Source organism: Mucilaginibacter sp., from assembly GCF_028288225.1.
Lineage (GTDB): Bacteria > Bacteroidota > Bacteroidia > Sphingobacteriales > Sphingobacteriaceae > Mucilaginibacter.
Genome location: NZ_JAQBOC010000007.1, coordinates 78654 through 98089, shown reverse-complemented (window position 1 = coordinate 98089; position 19436 = coordinate 78654). Strand labels below are relative to the sequence as shown.

General features: G+C 40.3%; 14 protein-coding genes. 7 read left to right on the top strand and 7 right to left on the bottom strand.

Annotation, left to right across the window (positions count from 1 at the left end):
• Positions 1 to 359: 359 nt before the first annotated feature.
• The 4 genes from JWQ54_RS02230 to JWQ54_RS02215 form a co-directional block, all read right to left on the bottom strand.
• Positions 360 to 1466, bottom strand: a complete 1107-nt coding sequence (locus tag JWQ54_RS02230) for a DGQHR domain-containing protein (RefSeq protein ID WP_299579540.1) — start codon at positions 1464 to 1466, stop codon at positions 360 to 362.
• 4 nt (positions 1467 to 1470) lie between these two features.
• Positions 1471 to 1977 (bottom strand): hypothetical protein, encoded by a 507-nt coding sequence (locus JWQ54_RS02225; RefSeq protein ID WP_299579537.1) that lies wholly within the window; start codon positions 1975 to 1977, stop codon positions 1471 to 1473.
• 215 nt (positions 1978 to 2192) lie between these two features.
• On the bottom strand, positions 2193 to 4493 hold the full coding sequence (locus tag JWQ54_RS02220) for a DGQHR domain-containing protein (protein WP_299579534.1): 2301 nt from the start codon (positions 4491 to 4493) through the stop codon (positions 2193 to 2195).
• Positions 4490 to 5344 carry a Dam family site-specific DNA-(adenine-N6)-methyltransferase gene (locus JWQ54_RS02215; RefSeq protein ID WP_299579531.1) on the bottom strand — a complete coding sequence of 285 codons (855 nt, stop codon included), beginning with the start codon at positions 5342 to 5344 and terminating at the stop codon, positions 4490 to 4492. The genes JWQ54_RS02220 and JWQ54_RS02215 overlap by 4 nt, the downstream gene beginning before the upstream one ends.
• Before the next feature lie 884 nt (positions 5345 to 6228).
• Between JWQ54_RS02215 and JWQ54_RS02210 the strand changes: the two genes are divergently transcribed.
• The 3 genes from JWQ54_RS02210 to JWQ54_RS02200 all read left to right on the top strand — a co-directional run bounded on the left by JWQ54_RS02210 (position 6229) and on the right by JWQ54_RS02200 (position 11477).
• Complete coding sequence (locus JWQ54_RS02210) at positions 6229 to 6876, top strand: hypothetical protein (protein ID WP_299579528.1); 648 nt, start codon at positions 6229 to 6231, stop codon at positions 6874 to 6876.
• Between the two features lie 431 nt (positions 6877 to 7307).
• Entirely contained in the window at positions 7308 to 9083 is a 1776-nt protein-coding gene (locus tag JWQ54_RS02205; RefSeq protein ID WP_299579525.1) for a thiamine pyrophosphate-dependent enzyme, read from the top strand.
• A 387-nt stretch (positions 9084 to 9470) separates the two neighbouring features.
• Positions 9471 to 11477 (top strand): hypothetical protein, encoded by a 2007-nt coding sequence (locus tag JWQ54_RS02200; RefSeq protein ID WP_299579522.1) that lies wholly within the window; start codon positions 9471 to 9473, stop codon positions 11475 to 11477.
• A gap of 163 nt (positions 11478 to 11640) precedes the next feature.
• Here JWQ54_RS02200 and JWQ54_RS02195 read toward each other — a convergent pair whose 3' ends face one another.
• The 3 genes from JWQ54_RS02195 to rsfS all read right to left on the bottom strand — a co-directional run bounded on the left by JWQ54_RS02195 (position 11641) and on the right by rsfS (position 14952).
• Complete coding sequence (locus JWQ54_RS02195; RefSeq protein WP_299579519.1) at positions 11641 to 12279, bottom strand: lactate utilization protein; 639 nt, start codon at positions 12277 to 12279, stop codon at positions 11641 to 11643.
• Positions 12280 to 12367: 88 nt separating this feature from the next.
• The gene (gene ftsH / locus JWQ54_RS02190) at positions 12368 to 14488 is read right to left on the bottom strand and encodes an ATP-dependent zinc metalloprotease FtsH (RefSeq protein ID WP_299579516.1); all 2121 of its coding nucleotides are present in this window, start codon (positions 14486 to 14488) and stop codon (positions 12368 to 12370) included.
• Positions 14489 to 14577: 89 nt separating this feature from the next.
• Positions 14578 to 14952, bottom strand: a complete 375-nt coding sequence (gene rsfS / locus JWQ54_RS02185) for a ribosome silencing factor (protein ID WP_299579512.1) — start codon at positions 14950 to 14952, stop codon at positions 14578 to 14580.
• Between the two features lie 47 nt (positions 14953 to 14999).
• Between rsfS and JWQ54_RS02180 the strand changes: the two genes are divergently transcribed.
• From JWQ54_RS02180 to pfkA, 4 genes are all read left to right on the top strand, one after another.
• Positions 15000 to 15782, top strand: a complete 783-nt coding sequence (locus JWQ54_RS02180; protein WP_299579509.1) for a biotin--[acetyl-CoA-carboxylase] ligase — start codon at positions 15000 to 15002, stop codon at positions 15780 to 15782.
• Between the two features lie 102 nt (positions 15783 to 15884).
• A complete protein-coding gene (locus JWQ54_RS02175) occupies positions 15885 to 16337 on the top strand; it encodes a protein-disulfide reductase DsbD N-terminal domain-containing protein (RefSeq protein WP_299579506.1) in 453 nt (150 codons plus the stop codon).
• Between the two features lie 15 nt (positions 16338 to 16352).
• Positions 16353 to 18071 carry a thioredoxin family protein gene (locus tag JWQ54_RS02170; RefSeq protein ID WP_299579503.1) on the top strand — a complete coding sequence of 573 codons (1719 nt, stop codon included), beginning with the start codon at positions 16353 to 16355 and terminating at the stop codon, positions 18069 to 18071.
• A gap of 285 nt (positions 18072 to 18356) precedes the next feature.
• Complete coding sequence (pfkA, locus tag JWQ54_RS02165; protein ID WP_299579500.1) at positions 18357 to 19334, top strand: 6-phosphofructokinase; 978 nt, start codon at positions 18357 to 18359, stop codon at positions 19332 to 19334.
• Positions 19335 to 19436: the final 102 nt, after the last annotated feature.

Below are 19436 nucleotides of genomic sequence, written 5' to 3'. Positions count from 1 at the left end.
TTGTCAGGTTTGAATAGCAAGGGTAACACAGTTCGCAAAACCCCTGCCTTCCCGTTCCCGAGGAAGGAACCGACTTAGGGAGCTCATGAATGCCTTTAAAAACAAAATATAATATTCATAATCGCACAGGCCACTGCTTGTTTTGATTCTTCTACGCCTTTGTTAGTGTTGTCCACCAACAAAACGCGATGCTTGTGGTATGTACCTGAATGTAGTGGGCTTTTTAAATGCTTTTACATAAAGGGCTTTATCGTGTTTGTTGGTGAGAATGCCAGCAAGGGCATCGGACGGCTTTTACTACTGGGCAAAGGGATCAAGAAGACCCTTGCGGCAGTTGTGGATAAAAGATGTTATAGCAATTAATTTAAGCCGCTTTCAAGCATGAGTTCATTATAAAGTTTTGCTTGTCCGGCTGTTCCCGGTAAATAGTTTCCCCTATTAAAATCTTTATCAAGTAAATTTATTCTATTGAATATGCTTGAAAATTCTTCTATAGTTACTACTTGGCCAATTTTTCCAAAACTGATATACGCATCCTTGAAAAATTTCATAAGAGCAAGAAAACCAGTTGATTTATTTAAGATCATTTCCGGCGTTACCAAATTCCATGCATTTGGCCATTTATTCATTACCGCGTCAAAATAATTCCATAATATTTGTGCTATTATATGATCCTGTTCGTCAATAAAAATATTTCTTAATGGCCTACTTAGTAATTCAAGGTCTGTAAATTTATTGGGGGTTTTCCCACGCTTATAAATATCTCTATCTGCCATCGCATCACGGGATATATATTTTATAATGCCTTCAGCAAATGTAGCTTGTGTTATCGTTTCCTTTTCTTTGTCATTTGCAACACCTAAGATTTTAATTTTTTCATAAAACGGACTACCCTCTTTTTGGTTCAATGCTCTTACAATATTATGAGCTGTCTTTTGAGGGCTTCTATTAGTCGCAAAATCATACAAATCAGACACCAACGATTTATTAACCTTTGTTTGAGTTTTATTTATCGTCGCAAAAACTATGGCTTGATCTTCTAATTCCATTCCAATAAAAATGGTAACATTAACTTGAAATTCACTCCCTCTTTCAGGAAAGAACTCTAATCCAGCTATTCTATGTTGACCATCTAGAACCTTAGCAACGGTATCTTTGAAAGGCAAAGTCATTGTGCTGTTTTCTTCTGAATAGATTATATCCTTTTCTTCAATGTGTAAAATAACCCCTGTTGGAAAAGTTGAATCAACCATATTTACATACTTTGCGATTTCCTTTACTCGGTTAGGAGCTAACTCTCTTTGTATACCCGTATACACTTCTACCTCTCTCATTTCTGTGCCCGTTTCCAATCTTCTAATATCGGCGTATGATATTTTTATAAGATCATCATAATTCATTACACCAATATAGAATTCACCTATCGGTTGCTTACACTTCAAGCACTTGAATGTTATTTCTTGCATTTCTTTAAGTATTAAGCTTCCCCATAAGTGATTCGATTTCATTAGCGCTTTTTGTTTTAACATCAACTTTTGCATTTACTTTAATGGAATCAATGTAAACACTTCTATAAATTGAAATTAAAGCAATGATAAACAGAATTAATGAAGTTGATCTAATAAACCATTTTGCAATAGGATAGCAAGGAGGTAAATCAATTAACGATAAACAATAAATAATAGCAAAAAAAGCAGAGCAAAATATTAGGAGCCAAATAGATATAAAATCTAGAAATTTATCAAAATTAAGTTTAATTGCTGATCTGTTTTCACTGAAGATTAAGATAGCACTAGTTAGCAATCCTGCACTAAACAAAAAAAATTGACCTTGATCCAAAAAGGAATATATCATGTCTGTTTTATTGAGAATCATTATTGGAATTAATGATAAGAGGAAAGGTAAAATTATGCCCAAAACATTGTAAAAAAAGATCTTTAGAGTTTTTTGAAATCGAGGCTTATTAGTTGGATCCATTTTTATGCTTTTTAAAGAGAAACTCATTTTCTTATTTTTAAAAGATCTTTACAAAATTCCATTTATATATCTATTTCTGCGAGTCTGCTTAGCTTTACAAAGAATCAAATTGCGTATACTTTGTTAAATAATACTATTCATAAAAGGCCAATTTGAAGATGTTGAGGATGGATATAGAAACATCAGCCCCTAAATTTCTTTCCAACAAAGCATTATTAATCCTTTTCTAACAGCCACTCGTGTATTTCGCATAAAAATTCAAATTCGTCTTTTTTTACACTGTAAGAATGAAAATTTTGGTTTCTTATCCGCTCTAATTTCTGCATCCATTTCGTCTTTTCATCTTTCCCACCATTGATTTTTTCTTCTCCTGGTTTAGTATAAACCTTATCGAATATATCTTTCCAATTGCTTCCAAAAACAGCTATCCTGCGATAATCAATAATGTTGATACAATCCCAATGATCATATTCTTTTTCATTATCTTCTAATTCCCTATTTTTTTGATTTGCCATTAAAACCGAAGAATCTTGAACTTGTGGCGGAACTCCCTTTTTAAACCAGTTAGGGCCATAATGGTCTTCTAGTTTTTCCTTAAAGTTTTCTTTCAAAGACGTTTCAATATCTCTTATCATTTTGAAAGAATCCTCATTATATTGTTTTGCTTCGTCTTCCCAATATTTTAATAGACCCTCAGGATTGAAATCTTGTCTTGATTGCGCAATAACTTGTTGAAGCTTTCTCCAATACTTGGCTCTGCCAGCATCTCCGTAACTTTTCCTCAAATCAAGCCTTTCTTCAGTTGTAAGGTTTTTATAAAACGCTAAAATTGGATCGAAATAAAATTTGCTTTCTTCGATGATCTTCTCTGTTATTTCACTTTTTGCATTTATTTTTCTTTCTGCTGTTAAGTGATCAATAACATCGCTAAAAATCCTTATGAGACTGATTATTCCTGCATTAATTGTTAAGATACCATCATTCCCTTCTCCTATTTTCCACTCATCTTTTAAGTTTTCTTGAAAATATCTGAAGGCTTCCTTTAAAAATGGAAGCAACTTCCAGTAAGTGCTTTCACTGTCTCCAACAAAAAAGCTGCCTTCTTTTCTTATGGTATTTTTATTAATAACACCAAAAAAATTACTTCTATCTAATGCTGTTTTTACTGAGTCAATAGTAATACACCGTTGGTTCGTCTTTGTGTTTTCCCCTATTATTATTTTATCATATAAAGGACTATCTATGTCTTCGCCTAAATCTTGAGCCACTTGTAATTTAATCGCTTTTATTCGTTCTTCAAGATCGGAAGAATTCCAAAGCAGATCCGCATTTAAAGTATTGCGCAGATTCTTAGGTACAGCCTTTTGATTTTCATTTATTTGCATAAAAAGCCGTACTTGCTCAGTTCTATTTAAATTTATAAAAGCAACAACGGGAATCGTGTTAGTTTGTCTATATTCAGAATTAGCATATCCATATAATCGATGTTGTCCATCAATTACATAAGCTGATCGGTACGTTTTTGGGAGATGCAATATTCCAATTTTTGAAATAGATGAATCTACTTGGGTATTTGCTCTTTCAAAATGAAGGCTTTTCTCAGTTTCTATATTTATCACAAGGGAATTTGGGAAAAATCCCTTGTTTTCAATAAAATGTTGTATAGAAATCAATCTTGACTTTTTAATAAGTCTTTGATATGTTGGCATTAATTTCTTGTTAGCCTTATTTCTATGTAAAACGTATGCAATTTTTAATAGTCTTTCGGGTTCAATAGAAAAAGAATAATATGTATGTCCTCCCATTTTACCCAATATTGCTGGGATTTTGTTTTCAATTTCTGGAATTATTTGGCCCGAAAAGATATTTCCAAGTAACTGATATCTTGCTGCTAGCCCTAAATGTTTCGATAGGTCTTGATAATATTCTAAAGTTTCTTCGTCGAAATGGAGGATTTCATATTTTTGAAGAAGTCCTAAATCGGATTCTGTTAAGTAATAATTCTTAGTAGCAAGTATAAATTTAATTTTATGTTTTGAGTTTGGAAATAATTGCTTTAGGCTTTTTATTATCCCATCTTTCTTTCCGCCTATTTCTCCAATTGTCTCTTTAAAATCTCCTTTTTGAGGGTCACCAAGACAGGAGCGACACTCAACAATTAAAATTGACTCATCATCAATTGCTAGTACATCAACTTGCTGCCCAGCTGTGAAATTGTCGTTGTAAGGAATTGATAGTCGCCTGTCCTTGTTAAGTAAACTAAAACCTAGTTTTGCAAAGAGAGTCCAAATGTTATCTTCGAAAGATATTTCTATGTTTTTTTGTTTTCTGATTCTTATTCTTGTTTTATACTCCTTATCAACCTCCCACCTTAAATCAACGTATTTAGTTAGCTGGTCCGGGTTAATAGAGATTTTTTCATACTCATCCTGTCTTTTCCGAAGTTCGGCCGCAAGGGAGCCATCTTGAACCATCAATTCGTTAAATTTATCTCGAAAAAGTTCCTGTATCGTCATATGGCAAGATTGGTAAATACAAATTCATTAAAACTACCCCTTACTGCATTCGTGCCACCAATTAAACTAGCCCTGGGTAATTCATGGAGACTATCATTTTTTTCAAAGATTTCCTTCACTTTATTATGTGCAGCATTAGTTAATATATAGTAAGCATTTTGTTCTTTTATATAGGAAATTAGGTTACTTAATCTATATTGATCATCGAGTGAAAATAGTTTTTCATTATACTTAATAAATCCATTATCGTTATGTGACACGGTATAAGGGGGATCCAAGAAGACTAAATCCCCTTCCCTTATGTTATTTCTAACAATATCAAAATCTGATGCAACAAGTTCAGTTTTTCTTAAAGATGTACTGGATAGTCTTAACAATTCTTCGTCCAGGAAATTTTTATTTCTGTAGCCATAGGGTACATTATATACCCCTTTTAGATTGACTCTATATATACCATTAAAAGAAGTTTGATTCAAAAAGATAAATTTTGCAGCGCGTTCATGAATCTCTAAAAATTCTGTGTCTCTAATAATATAATATTGTTTCTCTGAGTTTTCAAAAGTCTTTAATTTATTTATAACTAAGTTAACATTGTCTCTAATCGCGATATATGTATCTATTAATTGCTCATTTAGATCAGATAAATACGAGGTTTCAGAAGGATTAATATAAAAAAAGGTCGCCCCGCCACCGAGAAAAGGCTCGTGGTAGTTATTGAATTTAAACGTCTTAACGTTATTAAGATGTTTAATAAGCCAAGTTTTTCCACCTGCCCATCTTAAAAATGGTTTAGCTTGGATGATTTTTTTTGAAGGTATTAGGTTTATATTATTGGTCATTAAATTTTTCACCAAATTATACTTTTTTTAACATTAAATACACATATGTCCCCAAAAAGGAAAATAGTTAATTTTATTTCGCTATAAGCGCTGTTGTCCATAATTTTTTACCACCTTCTCGCAAGATGCACCATTGAAGCAAACTCTAAATTAAGATTGCGGTTTGCCCCAGTTACTTCAACCTTTCGATATGACAAGTCATATAATAAAACCTAATGCTAAACCACCACTGCCACGAAATAAATCAACTAAGCTGTAATAAGGTGGATCTGCAATAACTAAGTCGATTAAAAAGTTTGTTATATACAAACTTTTTGTAAATTATTTATAAATTTGAATAAGAAACAAAAAAGCCCACGGGTCGGTACCCCGGGGCTTTTCTCTGGTCAAGCCGGACGGAATTTTACCGTCATCAATCAGATTAGTTTCCGAGAGTCTATCAAGTTTATCGGCCTTCAGAAAGTTAACAATTAAGGAGCTATTAGCTCCTTTGTTGTTTAGTCAAATATAACTATTAAAATATATCTCTTCGTTTTAGAAATAAAAATCATTTATTTTTTAGTGGTAGAATTGCCTACAATAAATTTTCATTTTGAAAGCAAAACATACGTGTTTCTTTAAATAATATGTTATAACTTTTCGATTAAATCTTATTCTGGCTCAGGTTAATTAAAAGAAGTGGCTCCGTGTTCCAAATCATTCCCCATCCCCCCAAATTCTTCCCCATCCCCCTTTTTATTTACCAGATTTATTTTAACTTTATACTAAACTTTATCGCGCATGTACTCACCTTATTTTGCACGTGCTTATTTTATGTGTTCCGGCGGCTTTGTTATAGGGCGGGGGAATGCTTGTTTGCTGTAAAATCAATTTTAAACCTAAAACCAATATTTATCATGTATTACTTAATTCTTGCCGTAATTTCAATAATTGTAATAGTAGTTGCAATTAAATCGTCGATGCTGCGCAACGTAGTGTTTAACAATGACAATTTTGGTATGCTGGCCGAAACGGATGGCAAAACTAAACCGCGGGCCGCTTTTAGTCTTGGCCGGAGTCAGCTGGCTTTTTGGACGGTGATCATCATCAGCTCGTTTATTTATGTGTACCTCAATGCATCGCCGCAGGAATATGCGGCGCCGGTGCTGGCTGTCGTAAACTTAACGCTGCTGGGCATTGCCGCGGGCACTACGATAGCGTCAAAGGTGATTGATAACAGCCAGAAGGATACCCAGGGTACCAGCATCCCGCAGCAGGATTATCCGTCGGAAGGGTTTTTGATCGATATTATATCCGACGAGAAGGGCGTGAGCATCTACCGCCTGCAAAGCGTGATCTGGACGCTTATTATTGGCGCCATCTACATAGCCTACGTTTCGGGCAAGAGCAAAATGCCGGACGACACCGTTATTACGTCGCAATTACTGATCCTGATGGGCATCAGCAGCAGCACCTATGTTGGGTTGAAGACCACGGAGAATACTTCGGCCCCGGTTAGCCCGGCTACTACTAATTTGGTGCCGCCGACGGGTGGGGGTAAATAAAAATATCCTGCTTTTTTCAGCACCCCACATGCCAGGTTTACGCTATACAAGCGGGTTACCTGTCCTGTGGGGTGCCGATCCGACCAGCTCGGACGGCATGACGTGATGGTGTGCGGTATTATGAAGTTAAACTGAAAATACAAAAATAGTTCTCCCCAACAGCTTGGTAGCCCCCTCTAAATCTCCCCCGGTTGGGGAGACTTTGGCTTCGCTCTTTCTAAGCCCTCCCTTCCGGGGAGGGTTGGGTGGGGCTACAATGCTTTTGGGGAGAATTACATTTGTGTTTTGCCTTTACTTAATGACATTTTCCGCCCGCCTAAAATTTAACTGTCAGCTAACATTAAAATAATAGTTAAAAAATCGCTTTTTAAAATGAAAAGAATATTATAGCTTTATACTAATATTTACGTCAAACCTATACGCTTATCGTTATGTCGAACCAAAATCTGCGGTTTCATGAAAGTCCAATTACCGCTAAAGCCTTAAATAAAAATCAAGCCCAGCCATTTACCGTTGCCGATTACCTTTTAACCCGACTAAAACAACTTAATGTTACCGAAGTATTTCAAATCCCCGGCGATTATGTTAAACATTTTACGCAGGCCCTTGAATATTTCGACGGTGTTACTGCCATTGGCGCCGTTAACGAACTTGATGCTGCCTATGCCGCTGATGCTTACGGGCGTACGCGCGGCCTCGCGGCTGTTTCCCTGCAATATGGAGTAAGCACATTCAGCGCGCTCAATGCTATTGCCGGGGCGCTTGTTGAATTGAGTCCTGTCGTGGTTATCAGCGCCTGCCCGGGTGCTGATGCCCGGCAGATCGGTAAAATGTACGATGTGCTTTACCACCACTCAACCGGCAACCTGCAGGCCGACCAGGAAGTATATTCGCATGTAACTGTTGCCGCCATAACGCTAAGCACTTCTGTTGGTGCGGCGGCGGCAATTGATAATTTACTGATAGCAGCTATCACCCATAAAAAACCGGTTTACATTGCCTGTTATAAAGAAGTTTGGGGGGAGCCCTGCCCGCAGCCACCGAAAGAACCATTAAAGCCGCTGGTGATAAAGAGTGATCCGCTGGCGCTTGAAAATGCGGTGGCGCAGGCCTGGGCGCAGCTCACAGCCGCTAAAAATCCGATGATATTTGCCGGGGTAGAAGTGCTTCGGCACGGCCTGGCAGATCTGCTGCAGCAGCTCATAGATGCAAGCGGCTTTTTATATACTACCACCAGCCTGGGTAAAACCGTGCTTGATGAAGGAGGCAGCAAATTTATTGGCACCTACGCTGATGCTGCATCTATTAAGAGTGTAACTGACCTGGTTACCGCCGCCGATTGCTTCCTTACCCTTGGAACCATAATTACCGACGATTACCTGGTGTTTATTGAAAGCAAGTATGCCGACATGGTGCTGGCCACGACTAAGCAGATCCGCGCCGGGTACTTTATTTATGAAAATGTTACCATGAAGGATTTTATGGAAGCATTGCTGCACTTGTTTAAAACCACCAAAGGCTACCCGCTGGCAACAATAGCGCCCACGCAGCCTAAATACCCGGAGCCATGGCTCTCCAACTCAGATCCGCATTGGAATGACAAGCCGGATACCATTACCTATAACCGGTTTTTCCAGCACTCCATGAAATTTTTGACCGATAACAACATGCTGAAGGATATCGTGATGACGTATGGGGTTAGCTCGTCGCTTTATGTGGCTACCAATGCTTACGGGTTAAAGCAAAACAGCTTTATCTCGTCGGCCGCCTGGCAGTGTATCGGCTACGAAACCGGGGCAGCATCAGGTGCACAGCTTGGCAGCGGCAAACGGGCCTGGACCGTAGCCGGCGACGGCGGCTTTATGATGGTTTGCCAGTCGCTTTCAACCCTGGCGCGCAACAACCTTAATGCTGTAATATTTGTGATGAGCAACGGCGTGTATGCCATTGAGCAGGTTTATGTCGATATGAGTTCGTTCGAGCCCGGTCCGCAGCATAAGTTTGATGCGTTTGATATCCTGCCAAAATGGGATTACCTGGCCCTTGCCAAAGCTTTCGGCGCAGAAGGCCACACCGTTAAAACCGTAAAGGAGCTGGATGCGGTGCTTGAAAAATTAAAAACAAAAACCAATAAGCCTACGCTGGTGCAGGTAGTGATCCCCGAAAAGGACCTGCCGGGACAAATGCGCAGGCTGGGGCTGGAGTAAGCGCCTCACTTAAATCCTCTCTTAAGGAAAGGATTTAGCTTCGCTCTCACAGAACTTTTTCGCCCTCTTTCCGCGCAGCGAAGAGAGGGCAGGTCCAGCGAAGCGTCGACCGGGTGAGTAAAATCTGCGGGCGATATTAACGCCAATGCATTGGCGCAAACGCATGGCGGATTGATTTTTTCACCCTCTTTCCGCGCAGCAGCGAAGAGAGGGCAAGTCCAGTGACGCGTCGACCGGGTGAGTAAAATATACGAGCGATATTGACGCCAATGCATTGGTGCGAATGCATGGCTGATCGACTCACCCGGTCGATGCTTAGCGGTAAGGAAAGAATAACAGTTATATACTAATAAAAAAATAAATCAACCATACATAACCTAAATCCATATGAAAAATAAAACGTATTCTATTTTTGGCGCAGGTGCCTCCGGGCTTTATACGGCCTGGCGTCTGCTGAACGGCGAAGCCAACATTGAACAGGATCAATCAAAGCTGCTTAACAAGGGCGATACCCTTGAACTGTATGACTGGGGCCAGTACGATTTCTCGAAAGAGCACCAGGGGACCCGCGCTGCCGGTGCCCGTGTTTGTACCTGGCATTATGAAAACGATAAAACAAAATCATACCTGGAGCTGGGCGGCATGCGCTACTCGGAGTGGGACGGAAATAATGGGGCTATGAGCGGCGGGCACCGCCTGGTTACCACCGTTATTAAAGAGCTTGACCTCGATAAATATTCGGTGCCGTTTAATGAGTCTACCAACCCGCTTTATTATTTGCGCACCAAAAACATGTATTATAATGATATTAGCAAAACAAACCCGGCCCCGTATAACGTAAAGAACGATGGCGCAAGTCAGCCGCCCGATAATGGCTTTAACATAGTTGAAAAATTGGCTGTCACCGCGCATACCGGCCCGCAAACCCGTGCCGAATGGTGCCAATTTTACCAGGATGGGCGCATCACCGCTGATACGCCGGAATCATCTGTTTTTCAAAAAGGCGACCTGTTAAAAAATATAGGCTACTGGAACCTGATGTTTGATCAGCTGGGGTCTGAAGGGTATAACTACACCAATGATGGCAATGGCTATACCTCGAACGTTATCAACTGGAATTCAGCCGTTGCTTTCCAGGCCAATAACGAGTTTACGCCTGGTACAGAATACAAAACGCTTACGCACGGCTATTCGAGCATGTTCAATGCCCTGTTTAATGCCATTGTGAAGCTGGCAAAACATAAAGGCGTCAATTTTGAGTATCACCCAAACACCCGCCTGCATTCCATTTTGGAAATTGATAATGTAATTCATTACAGCATTGCAAAACGTGATAAGCCGGATAAAAAAGCAGCCACAAAAACCACCTCGGCAGCATGGCTGGCTATGCCCCGCGGTCCGTTAGACCTTGTGGCACAGGCTACCCGTTACGGAGATCATAAAGGGCTGGATGTGCTTAATCACCGCAAAGTGCAATTGTACCTGGAGTCGGCAGTGCTGCAGCCTTCGTATAAGGTTGGAATGTTTTTTGATTCGCCGTGGTGGATGGCAAATGCCACCAATCCGCCGGCCTATCCGGCGCCTATCATTAGCTACGAAGTAACAACTGACGTACTGAAAGCGCTGGCTGCGGAAGGCTTTCCAAAGCAGTACCTGGTTGAGATTGAAAAAAGTAAAAATCCGGTGATTATGGAAACACCATTCGCCGCCGCCGGAGACCTGGTAAGTAATGTTGAAAAATGTATTGGTGCACCGCTTACGCCTGCGCAAAAAACACAGCTGCTTACTGCTGCCCAACGCAACACCATTGGGCCAAGCGTTACGGATACTCCCATAAGGCAGGTGGTTTACTTCGGCAATAATGCACTTGATAAAAACGCTAAGCCCATATACGGCATCCTTGCCAGCTATGATGATGAGCAATTCACCAGCTTTTGGGAAGAATTGGAGTATTCGACAGATTCCGTTGAGAAAACCGCATTTTCAGAAAATTATCAGCCTTTGATAGGGCCGCGCAAAGCACCTGATGTAATGGTAAAAATGCTGCGCCAGCAATTGGCGGCCGTACATTTTGGCCCGGATGCCGATTATAGCGTTGTGCCCGAACCATTGGAAACCCGGTATATGGATTGGTCGCTGCCGCCGTTTAATGCGGGCTACCATGCCTATGCGGCGCATTATGATATTTGCGACGTGCAGCAGAAGATCCGCAAGCCATCTCAATTGATAAAAGGTGCCGATGCCAACATTTTTATTGTCGGCGAAGCTTACTCAAACGACCAGGCATGGGTTGAAGGCGCCTTCTGCACCGCTGAATCTGTGCTGAATGATTTCTTCGGCGTAAAGCCAATTATTGATAATACGGAATATCCTTTTATATGTCCGTGCGTTTGAATTTAAAATGGTGCTGACTGATTGTAAAAAGCGGGAGTTATTGGTTACCCCGCTTTTTTTATGGGGTTTTCGCCGATAGAGGGTAGTACCTTGCGCTTAAGACGTGAAGCATCGCGTCTCTACACTAATTCGTCCTAAAATAAGTTGACCCTAAAACTTTTCATTATCCATCCAGTAAAAACACAAAAAGCTCTTTCGGCCCATGTGCGCCTAAAACCAGTGTTTTCTCAATATCAGCTGTACGGCTTGGGCCTGTAACATTGCTGATCATTGATGGGAGATTGTTTTCGTATTTGCTTTTTATCAGCTTAAACCCGTCCTTTAGGTCGAGCACCAATTGTGAGGTATAGGCTAATACAATGTGTACCGGCGGATAAATGCTTAACCGGCGGCCTGCCATATTGCCGTTTGAAAGTAAAATGCTGCCGTTACGTGCAATTAATGCTTCGCAAAGTGTAAAGCCAACATCGGCTTGTTCAAAATCTTTATCGGTTTTGTAAAACGGATATTCAAATTTTGTTAAAATCTCCTGCAGCGCCGGTTCCCAGCAATAGATCTTGTGCCATTTGCGTTCTTCGGCCAGTTCCAGTAAATTTTCAATGAATTGTACTTCGTCTTCACAAAAAACAAACTGCCCGGATATGGAAGTAAATTGTTCGGCAAACAACACCTCGTTTAATTCTTCAGACGGGGGGTAGTGCGGCAGATCCTCAAGGTTAGGATATGGATTATCCCTTTTCTCTAAAAGCGCCTTACGGATCTTTTTAAGCAGTTTTTCTCTCGGTGTAGTTATATCCCTCATTTTTAGTCCTGAGTCTTAAGTAAAAAGTCTTAAGTCCTGAGTAAAAGATGACTTTCGACTCAAGGCTTAAGACTATAGACTTTCAAAATTATTCCTTACCTGTGCTTGCTTCTTTTTCTTCAGGGTTTCTTTCAAAAGTGCCTGAATGATCGGCAACACCTTCTGGTATCAAAGCTTTAGCTGCAGGTGTTTGGTCAGCTTCCGGTCCGTTTACAAATTCATCATATGTAGTACGGTTTTCAAACGGACGCTTGCCCAAGATCTCTTCAAGGTCTGATTGGAAAAGGATTTCTTTTTCTAAAAGCTTATCAGCTAATTTTATCAGGCCTTCTCTTTTATCAAGAAGCAGCTTTTTGGTCATCTCGTAAACCTCAGCAATTTGAAGGCGTACTTCCTGATCAATCAGTTCAGACGTTTTTTCTGAATATGGTTTATTAAACTGGTATTCGCCCTGGGTATCGTTAAATGATACATTGCCCACTTTTGCATTCATACCATAAATGGTAACCATGGCATAAGCAAGCTTGGTAATGCGCTCCAGGTCATTTTGGGCACCGGTTGAGATCTTACCGAATGTAATATCTTCGGCCACGCGGCCACCCAGTGTCATACACATCCCGTCGATTAATTGCTCGGTAGTATATAAAAATTGTTCTTTTGGCAGATACTGGGCATAGCCCAAAGCAGCAACACCACGCGGAACAATAGATACTTTAACAAGCGGATCGGCATGCTCCAAAAACCAGCCGGCAATTGCGTGCCCGGCTTCGTGGTAAGCAACAATGCGTTTTTCTTCGGGAGATATAATCTTGTTCTTTTTCTCCAAGCCACCAATAACACGGTCAATGGCATCCTGGAAATCCTGCATATCAACAGCTTCTTTATTTTTTCGTGCGGCTATCAGCGCAGCTTCGTTACATACGTTGGCAATTTCGGCGCCTGCAAAGCCTGGTGTTTGTGCTGATAATTTTTTAGCATCAACGCCTTCGGCAAGCTTAACCGGTTTTAAGTGAACCTTAAAGATCTGCTCGCGACCGATCAAATCGGGTTTATCAATTGATACTTGCCTGTCAAACCTTCCCGGGCGTAATAAAGCCGAATCCAATACATCAGGACGGTTGGTTGCAGCAAGGATGATAATGCCTGAATCGGTACCGAAGCCATCCATTTCAACCAATAATTGGTTTAATGTGTTTTCGCGCTCATCATTACCGCCAACAATATTGTTTTTACCACGGGCACGGCCAATAGCATCAATTTCGTCAATAAATATAATACATGGGGCTTTGTCTTTCGCCTGGCGGAAAAGGTCACGAACACGTGAAGCACCCACACCAACAAACATTTCAACAAAGTCTGATCCTGATAAGGAGAAGAAAGGCACCTGCGCCTCGCCGGCAACTGCTTTAGCCAGCAAGGTTTTACCTGTACCCGGCGCACCTATTAATAAGGCACCTTTAGGGATCTTACCACCCAGGTTAGTATATTTTTTGGGATTTTTAAGAAAATCCACAATTTCCATTACTTCCTGTTTTGCTTCTTCCAAACCGGCCACATCATTAAATGTTACCGATACCTGGGCCTCTTTATCAAACAAGGTAGCTTTTGATTTACCTATGTTAAAGATCTGCCCGCCCGGGCCGCCACCGGCACCGCCACTCATGCGGCGCATAATAAATAACCACACTGCTACCAGCAATACAGCCATTATTATACATTGTACAAACCAGTTTGATAAAAGGCTCTCATGCCCTGGTTCAATACTAACGGGAATTTTCTGGTCTTCTGTAAAACCAAAGTCCTTTTCGGCATTGTTTATGGACTGCTTTATCCCCTCGTAAGTAGCATCCGAAAAGGTGTATTGAGGGCCTTCGGCATTACCCATGCTTAGTGGGCGGGTTTCTTTTTTGGCATCGGCATATTCCGGCTTATTTAAGCTTTCTTTTTTAATATACACCTCGGCTACAAAAAGATCGCCGCTGCGGTAGGCCACAACTTTTTCTACATCATGCTGCTTAAGCATTTCACCAAACTTTTGAAAGGGTATGGGATTTGAAGTAGTAGTATTTAATAACGTAGCTACAACCAGCAATACCACCACAATAATGGCATAAAACCACATAATGTTTGGTTTTGGTGGTTTTGGAGTGATTTTTTTATTCGGTATTTTCCGGATCGGTTTTGGATTTTCCAATTTATTATCTTTCATTTCTTTACAAACTCAAACTTACAATCTTTAATTTAATATTTTATGGTATGATGTGATGACGCGTATTTAAACGCAATTGTTGCGGATGCTTAAGCGCTTTTATACATTTTAATTTCAGCATCGCCCCACAGATCTTCCATGCCATAATATTCCCGTTTATCGGTCCTGAAAACGTGAACGACTACATCTACATAATCCAGCAGTATCCATTCGCCATATTGAAGCCCTTCCTTTCGCCAGGGTTCCTGTTGCGTGGCTTTAAAAATTTCCTCTTCTATACTATTTGCTATGGCTTTTACCTGTGTGGTTGAATCGGCATGGCATATCACAAAATAATCAGCCACCGAACTAAATATATTACGAAGGTCTAACCTGATAATATCATTTCCTTTTTTTTCCTGGATGCCGTGTATGGCTAACTCAGAAATATAAGCAGATTCACTTAACGCTTTGTTTTTTACCATCAAAAAGAATTAGTTTTGAACGATTTAGTATTTTAAATTATTATACTTTGCAAAATAACATATTTTCGGGGTTATTTGTTGGACAAAATTTTATAACAATTAAACAAGTTGACTCAACAAACAATTTTCTTAAAGAATTAGTGTCAAATTCCAAGCCATTGATTGAAGGAACAGTCATTATGGCAGAAAACCAGTATGCAGGCAGAGGACAGCAACAGAACGGATGGCATGCCGAGCCGGGTAAAAATTTAACATTCAGCATTTTATTAAAACCCGCTTTTTTACCAATTACTGATCAGTTTGACCTTGTACGCGCTGTAAGTTTAGGTGTTTTTGATGCTTTAATGCCACTGCTCGGCGATAAATTAAAAATAAAATGGCCCAATGATATCTATTACGCCGACTATAAACTTGGCGGCATGTTAATTGAAAATATGATACAGGGCGGACAAATAAAAAACGCCATTGTTGGCATTGGCCTAAATATAAATCAGGAAAATTTCCCGGCTCACCTGCCAAATGCCATTTCTTTGAAGCAAATCTTACACCAGGATTATGATTTAAATGGTTTATTATCCGACATTTGTCGCCACATTGAGGCATACTATTTGAATTTAAAGGCCGGAAAAATTTCTTTTGTAAGGGAATCTTATTTAAAACGACTATACTGGTTAAACGAAAATAAAACATTCAGGTCGAAAGAAGGAATGTTTAATGGTGTGATTGAAAATGTAAAGGACAACGGCATATTGCTTGTTAAAAATAATAAGGGCGAAGAATTAGAGTTTAGCCTGAAGGAAATTGAGTTTTTAACTAATGGGGCTCAATAATTTAACATTTTTTACATTCAGCTTCATAAAGAAAACAATATTCCCTGTTACCTTAGCAGGCATTGTTGAATAAAATAGAAACGTACTAATACTATAAATGGAATGAAAAGAATTTTGTTAGCAGTAATTGCATTGGCCTTAAGCTTTGGCGCTAAGGCCCAGATCGAATCGCACGTAAAATGGTCGTATGCGGCTAAAAGAATAAGCCCTACTGAAGCTGTGGTGTTTTTAAAAGCTACAATTGATGATAAATGGCATATTTACGGACTTGACGTAAAAGATGGCGGCCCTATAAAAACCTCGTTTACTTTTGCCCCTTCAAAAGAATATAGCCTGGTTGGCAAGCCTATACAGCCAACTCCAATCAAAAAATATGAGTCCACGTTTAAAATGGACGTTACCTATTTTGAAAAATCAGTAGTGTTTCAGCAAAAAATAAAGCTGAAATCAGCAAATGCAGCAACTGTTAAGGGCCAATTGGAATACATGACCTGTAACGACCAAAAATGCCTTCCGCCGGAAGATGTTGATTTTACAATTCCATTAGGTAAATAATTGCGGAAACAGAAAATGAAATCATTCAAAGGCCGTTCTGCAAAAAGCGGATTGTTTTTATTATTTACAGTTATTGCAATTTTTATAGCAGGATTAAATCCGGTTAAAGCGCTGCAAAACAAAAAAGCTGACACCGCAGTATCAACAAGCGACGTTCAGTTTACTGATATCCCTACGGCGGCGGATAGCGCAGCGGCCGCCAAAAAGAAACAGCAACAAGTTGCAAAGGTGCAGCCAGGTTCAAAAAATGCAGCTAAAAGCAGTAGAGAAATACCGAAAACATTGTGGCAGATCTTTATTGCCGGCTTTTTAGGCGGCTTTGCCGCATTTTTAATGCCTTGTATTTACCCTATGTTGCCCTTAACGGTTAGTTTTTTTACAAAACGGGGCGGCAGCCGCAGTAAGGCAATATTGCAGTCATTGCTTTATGGCCTTTCAATAATTGTAATTTATGTTTCCCTTGGCTTTATTATAACCTTGTTATTCGGGCCATCGGCTTTAAACGCATTGGCTACCAATGGCATATTTAACTTCTTTTTCTTTTTATTGCTGATAGTGTTCGGTATCTCGTTTTTAGGGGCATTTGAAATTACGCTTCCCAGCTCATTAGCTAATAAGCTTGATGAAAACTCTGATAAAGGTGGCCTTGCAGGCATCTTCTTTATGGCATCAACCCTGGTGGTGGTGTCCTTTTCATGTACCGGTCCTATAATAGGTTCGGTGCTTGTTGAGGCAGCTACCAAAGGTGAGCGGCTTGGCCCTGCGGTTGGTATGTTTGGCTTTTCATTAGCGCTTGCATTGCCTTTTACATTGTTTGCCTTGTTCCCATCAGCATTAAAAAGCCTGCCAAAATCAGGTGGCTGGCTTAACAGCGTGAAGGTGATATTAGGATTTATAGAAATTGCATTTGCGCTTAAATTTTTATCAAACGTTGACCTTGCCTATCATTGGGACTGGTTTGACCGGGAAGTGTTTTTATCATTATGGATAGCAATTGGCATTTTAATGGGCTTATATTTGATTGGCAAAATCAAGTTTTCACATGATAGTGAGGTTACGCACCTTTCAGTTCCGCGTACTTTTATATCTATCATTGTTTTTGCCTTTGTTGTTTATATGATCCCCGGTTTGTGGGGAGCACCGCTAAAATCCATCAGCGCTTTCCTGCCTCCGCTGAGCACACAGGATTTTGACCTTTCATCTGGACTGGGATCAGGTACTGCCGCTGCCGCCGTTAATAAATCATCCATAAAAATAAAAAAATACGAAGAGATCTTTAGGCGGATGCCGAAAGTAAAAGGCATTGATGAATGGTATGATTATGACCAGGCCATTGCGGTAGCTAAGGAGCTGCACAAACCAGTACTTATCGATTTTACCGGCTGGAATTGTGTTAACTGCCGAAAAATGGAATCGAATGTGATGCCAAATCCTGAAGTTTTAAAACGCCTTCAAAATGATTTTGTAATGCTGCAGTTGGTTATTGATGATAAAACGGAAATTCCTGCTTCAGAGCAAACAAAATCGTCCTATAACGGAAAAACGATAAATACATTAGGCGGTAAATGGCTTGACCTGGAAATAACCAAATATAACTCAAACGCTCAACCTTACTATGTAATGGTAAATGAAAATGGCGAAGCCCTTGTACCGCCGCAGGGTGCTATATTTGATATTCCTGGTTTTATTGCCTATTTAGATAGCGGTATAGCGGCTTTTAAAAACCAAAAATAGGAAAATAGAAAAGAGTCAGGATACAAGAATCAAGAGAGCGCCAGTAATTTGTTTACTGTATTGTTTTCTATCTTTAACTCTTGTATCCTGACTCTTGATTCTTGTATCTTAATCTCTTGATTCTTCTCTCCCCATCTCCCGTTTTACAAAAACGCTCGGCTCTCACGAAAAAAAAGTGTAAATTCGCGGAACTTTTAAAAGAGGAACGGTTTTTTACCGTTCTATCTTAATAAAAGCATTAATTCAGATACTTTTTACAGAGCGAAACAGCGCCAATTCATAAAAATGACGCAAATAAAAAATATAGGACTTCTTACATCAGGCGGGGATTCGCCGGGGATGAATGCTGCCATACGGGCGGTAGTGCGATCAGCTATTTATTATGGTATTGAAGTAACAGGCATTCGCCGTGGCTATGATGGTATGATAAAAGGTGATATGTTCCCGATGGACCGTAAATCCGTTTCAAATATCATTCAGCGCGGCGGTACTATCCTGAAAACGGCGCGCAGCGAGCAGTTCAGAACCGCCGAAGGCCGCAAAATGGGGTATGATCAGTTAAAAAAGCATAATGTTGATGCCCTGGTGGCCATAGGCGGCGACGGAACCTTTAGAGGTGCAAGGGCTTTTAGTGAAGAATTCGACATCCCGGTTGTTGGCCTTCCCGGAACCATCGACAACGATCTTTGTGGCACTGATTTTACTATCGGATATGATACCGCAATTAATACCGTAATTGATGCCGTTGATAAAATAAGAGATACGGCAGAATCGCACGACAGGTTATTTATTGTTGAAGTGATGGGGCGCGACTCTGGTTTAATAGCTTTGCGCACGGGCATTGCTGCCGGTGCCGAAACTATATTGATCCCCGAAAGCCCAACCGACATTAACGCAGTATTTGATAAACTGGAAAAAGGCCGTAAAGACAAAACATCAAAAATAATTATGCTTGCCGAAAACGGTGAAGCAGGTGACGCTTTTGAAGTAGGACGGCAGATAAAAGAAAAATTCCCTAATTATGATACCCGGGTATCGGTATTGGGTCACATTCAGCGTGGCGGAAGGCCCTCATGTATGGACCGCGTGCTGGCGAGCCGGGTTGGTGTTGCTGCAGTTGAAGCTTTAATGGCCGGCCACCGTAACGAAATGGTAGGGCTGATCCACAATGAGATTGCCTATACCCCGTTTGAACACGCCACCAAACACATTGCCGAAATTAACCCCGACTTTTTAAAGATCGTAGAGATATTGGCAATATAGTTAGTAACTTATTGGTAAATAATATTGAGGCCGGGATCCGGCCTTTTTTATTTGTCGCCAGTTTATATTGAGTTCAAAAAATGCGGCTCGTTATTTTGAAAT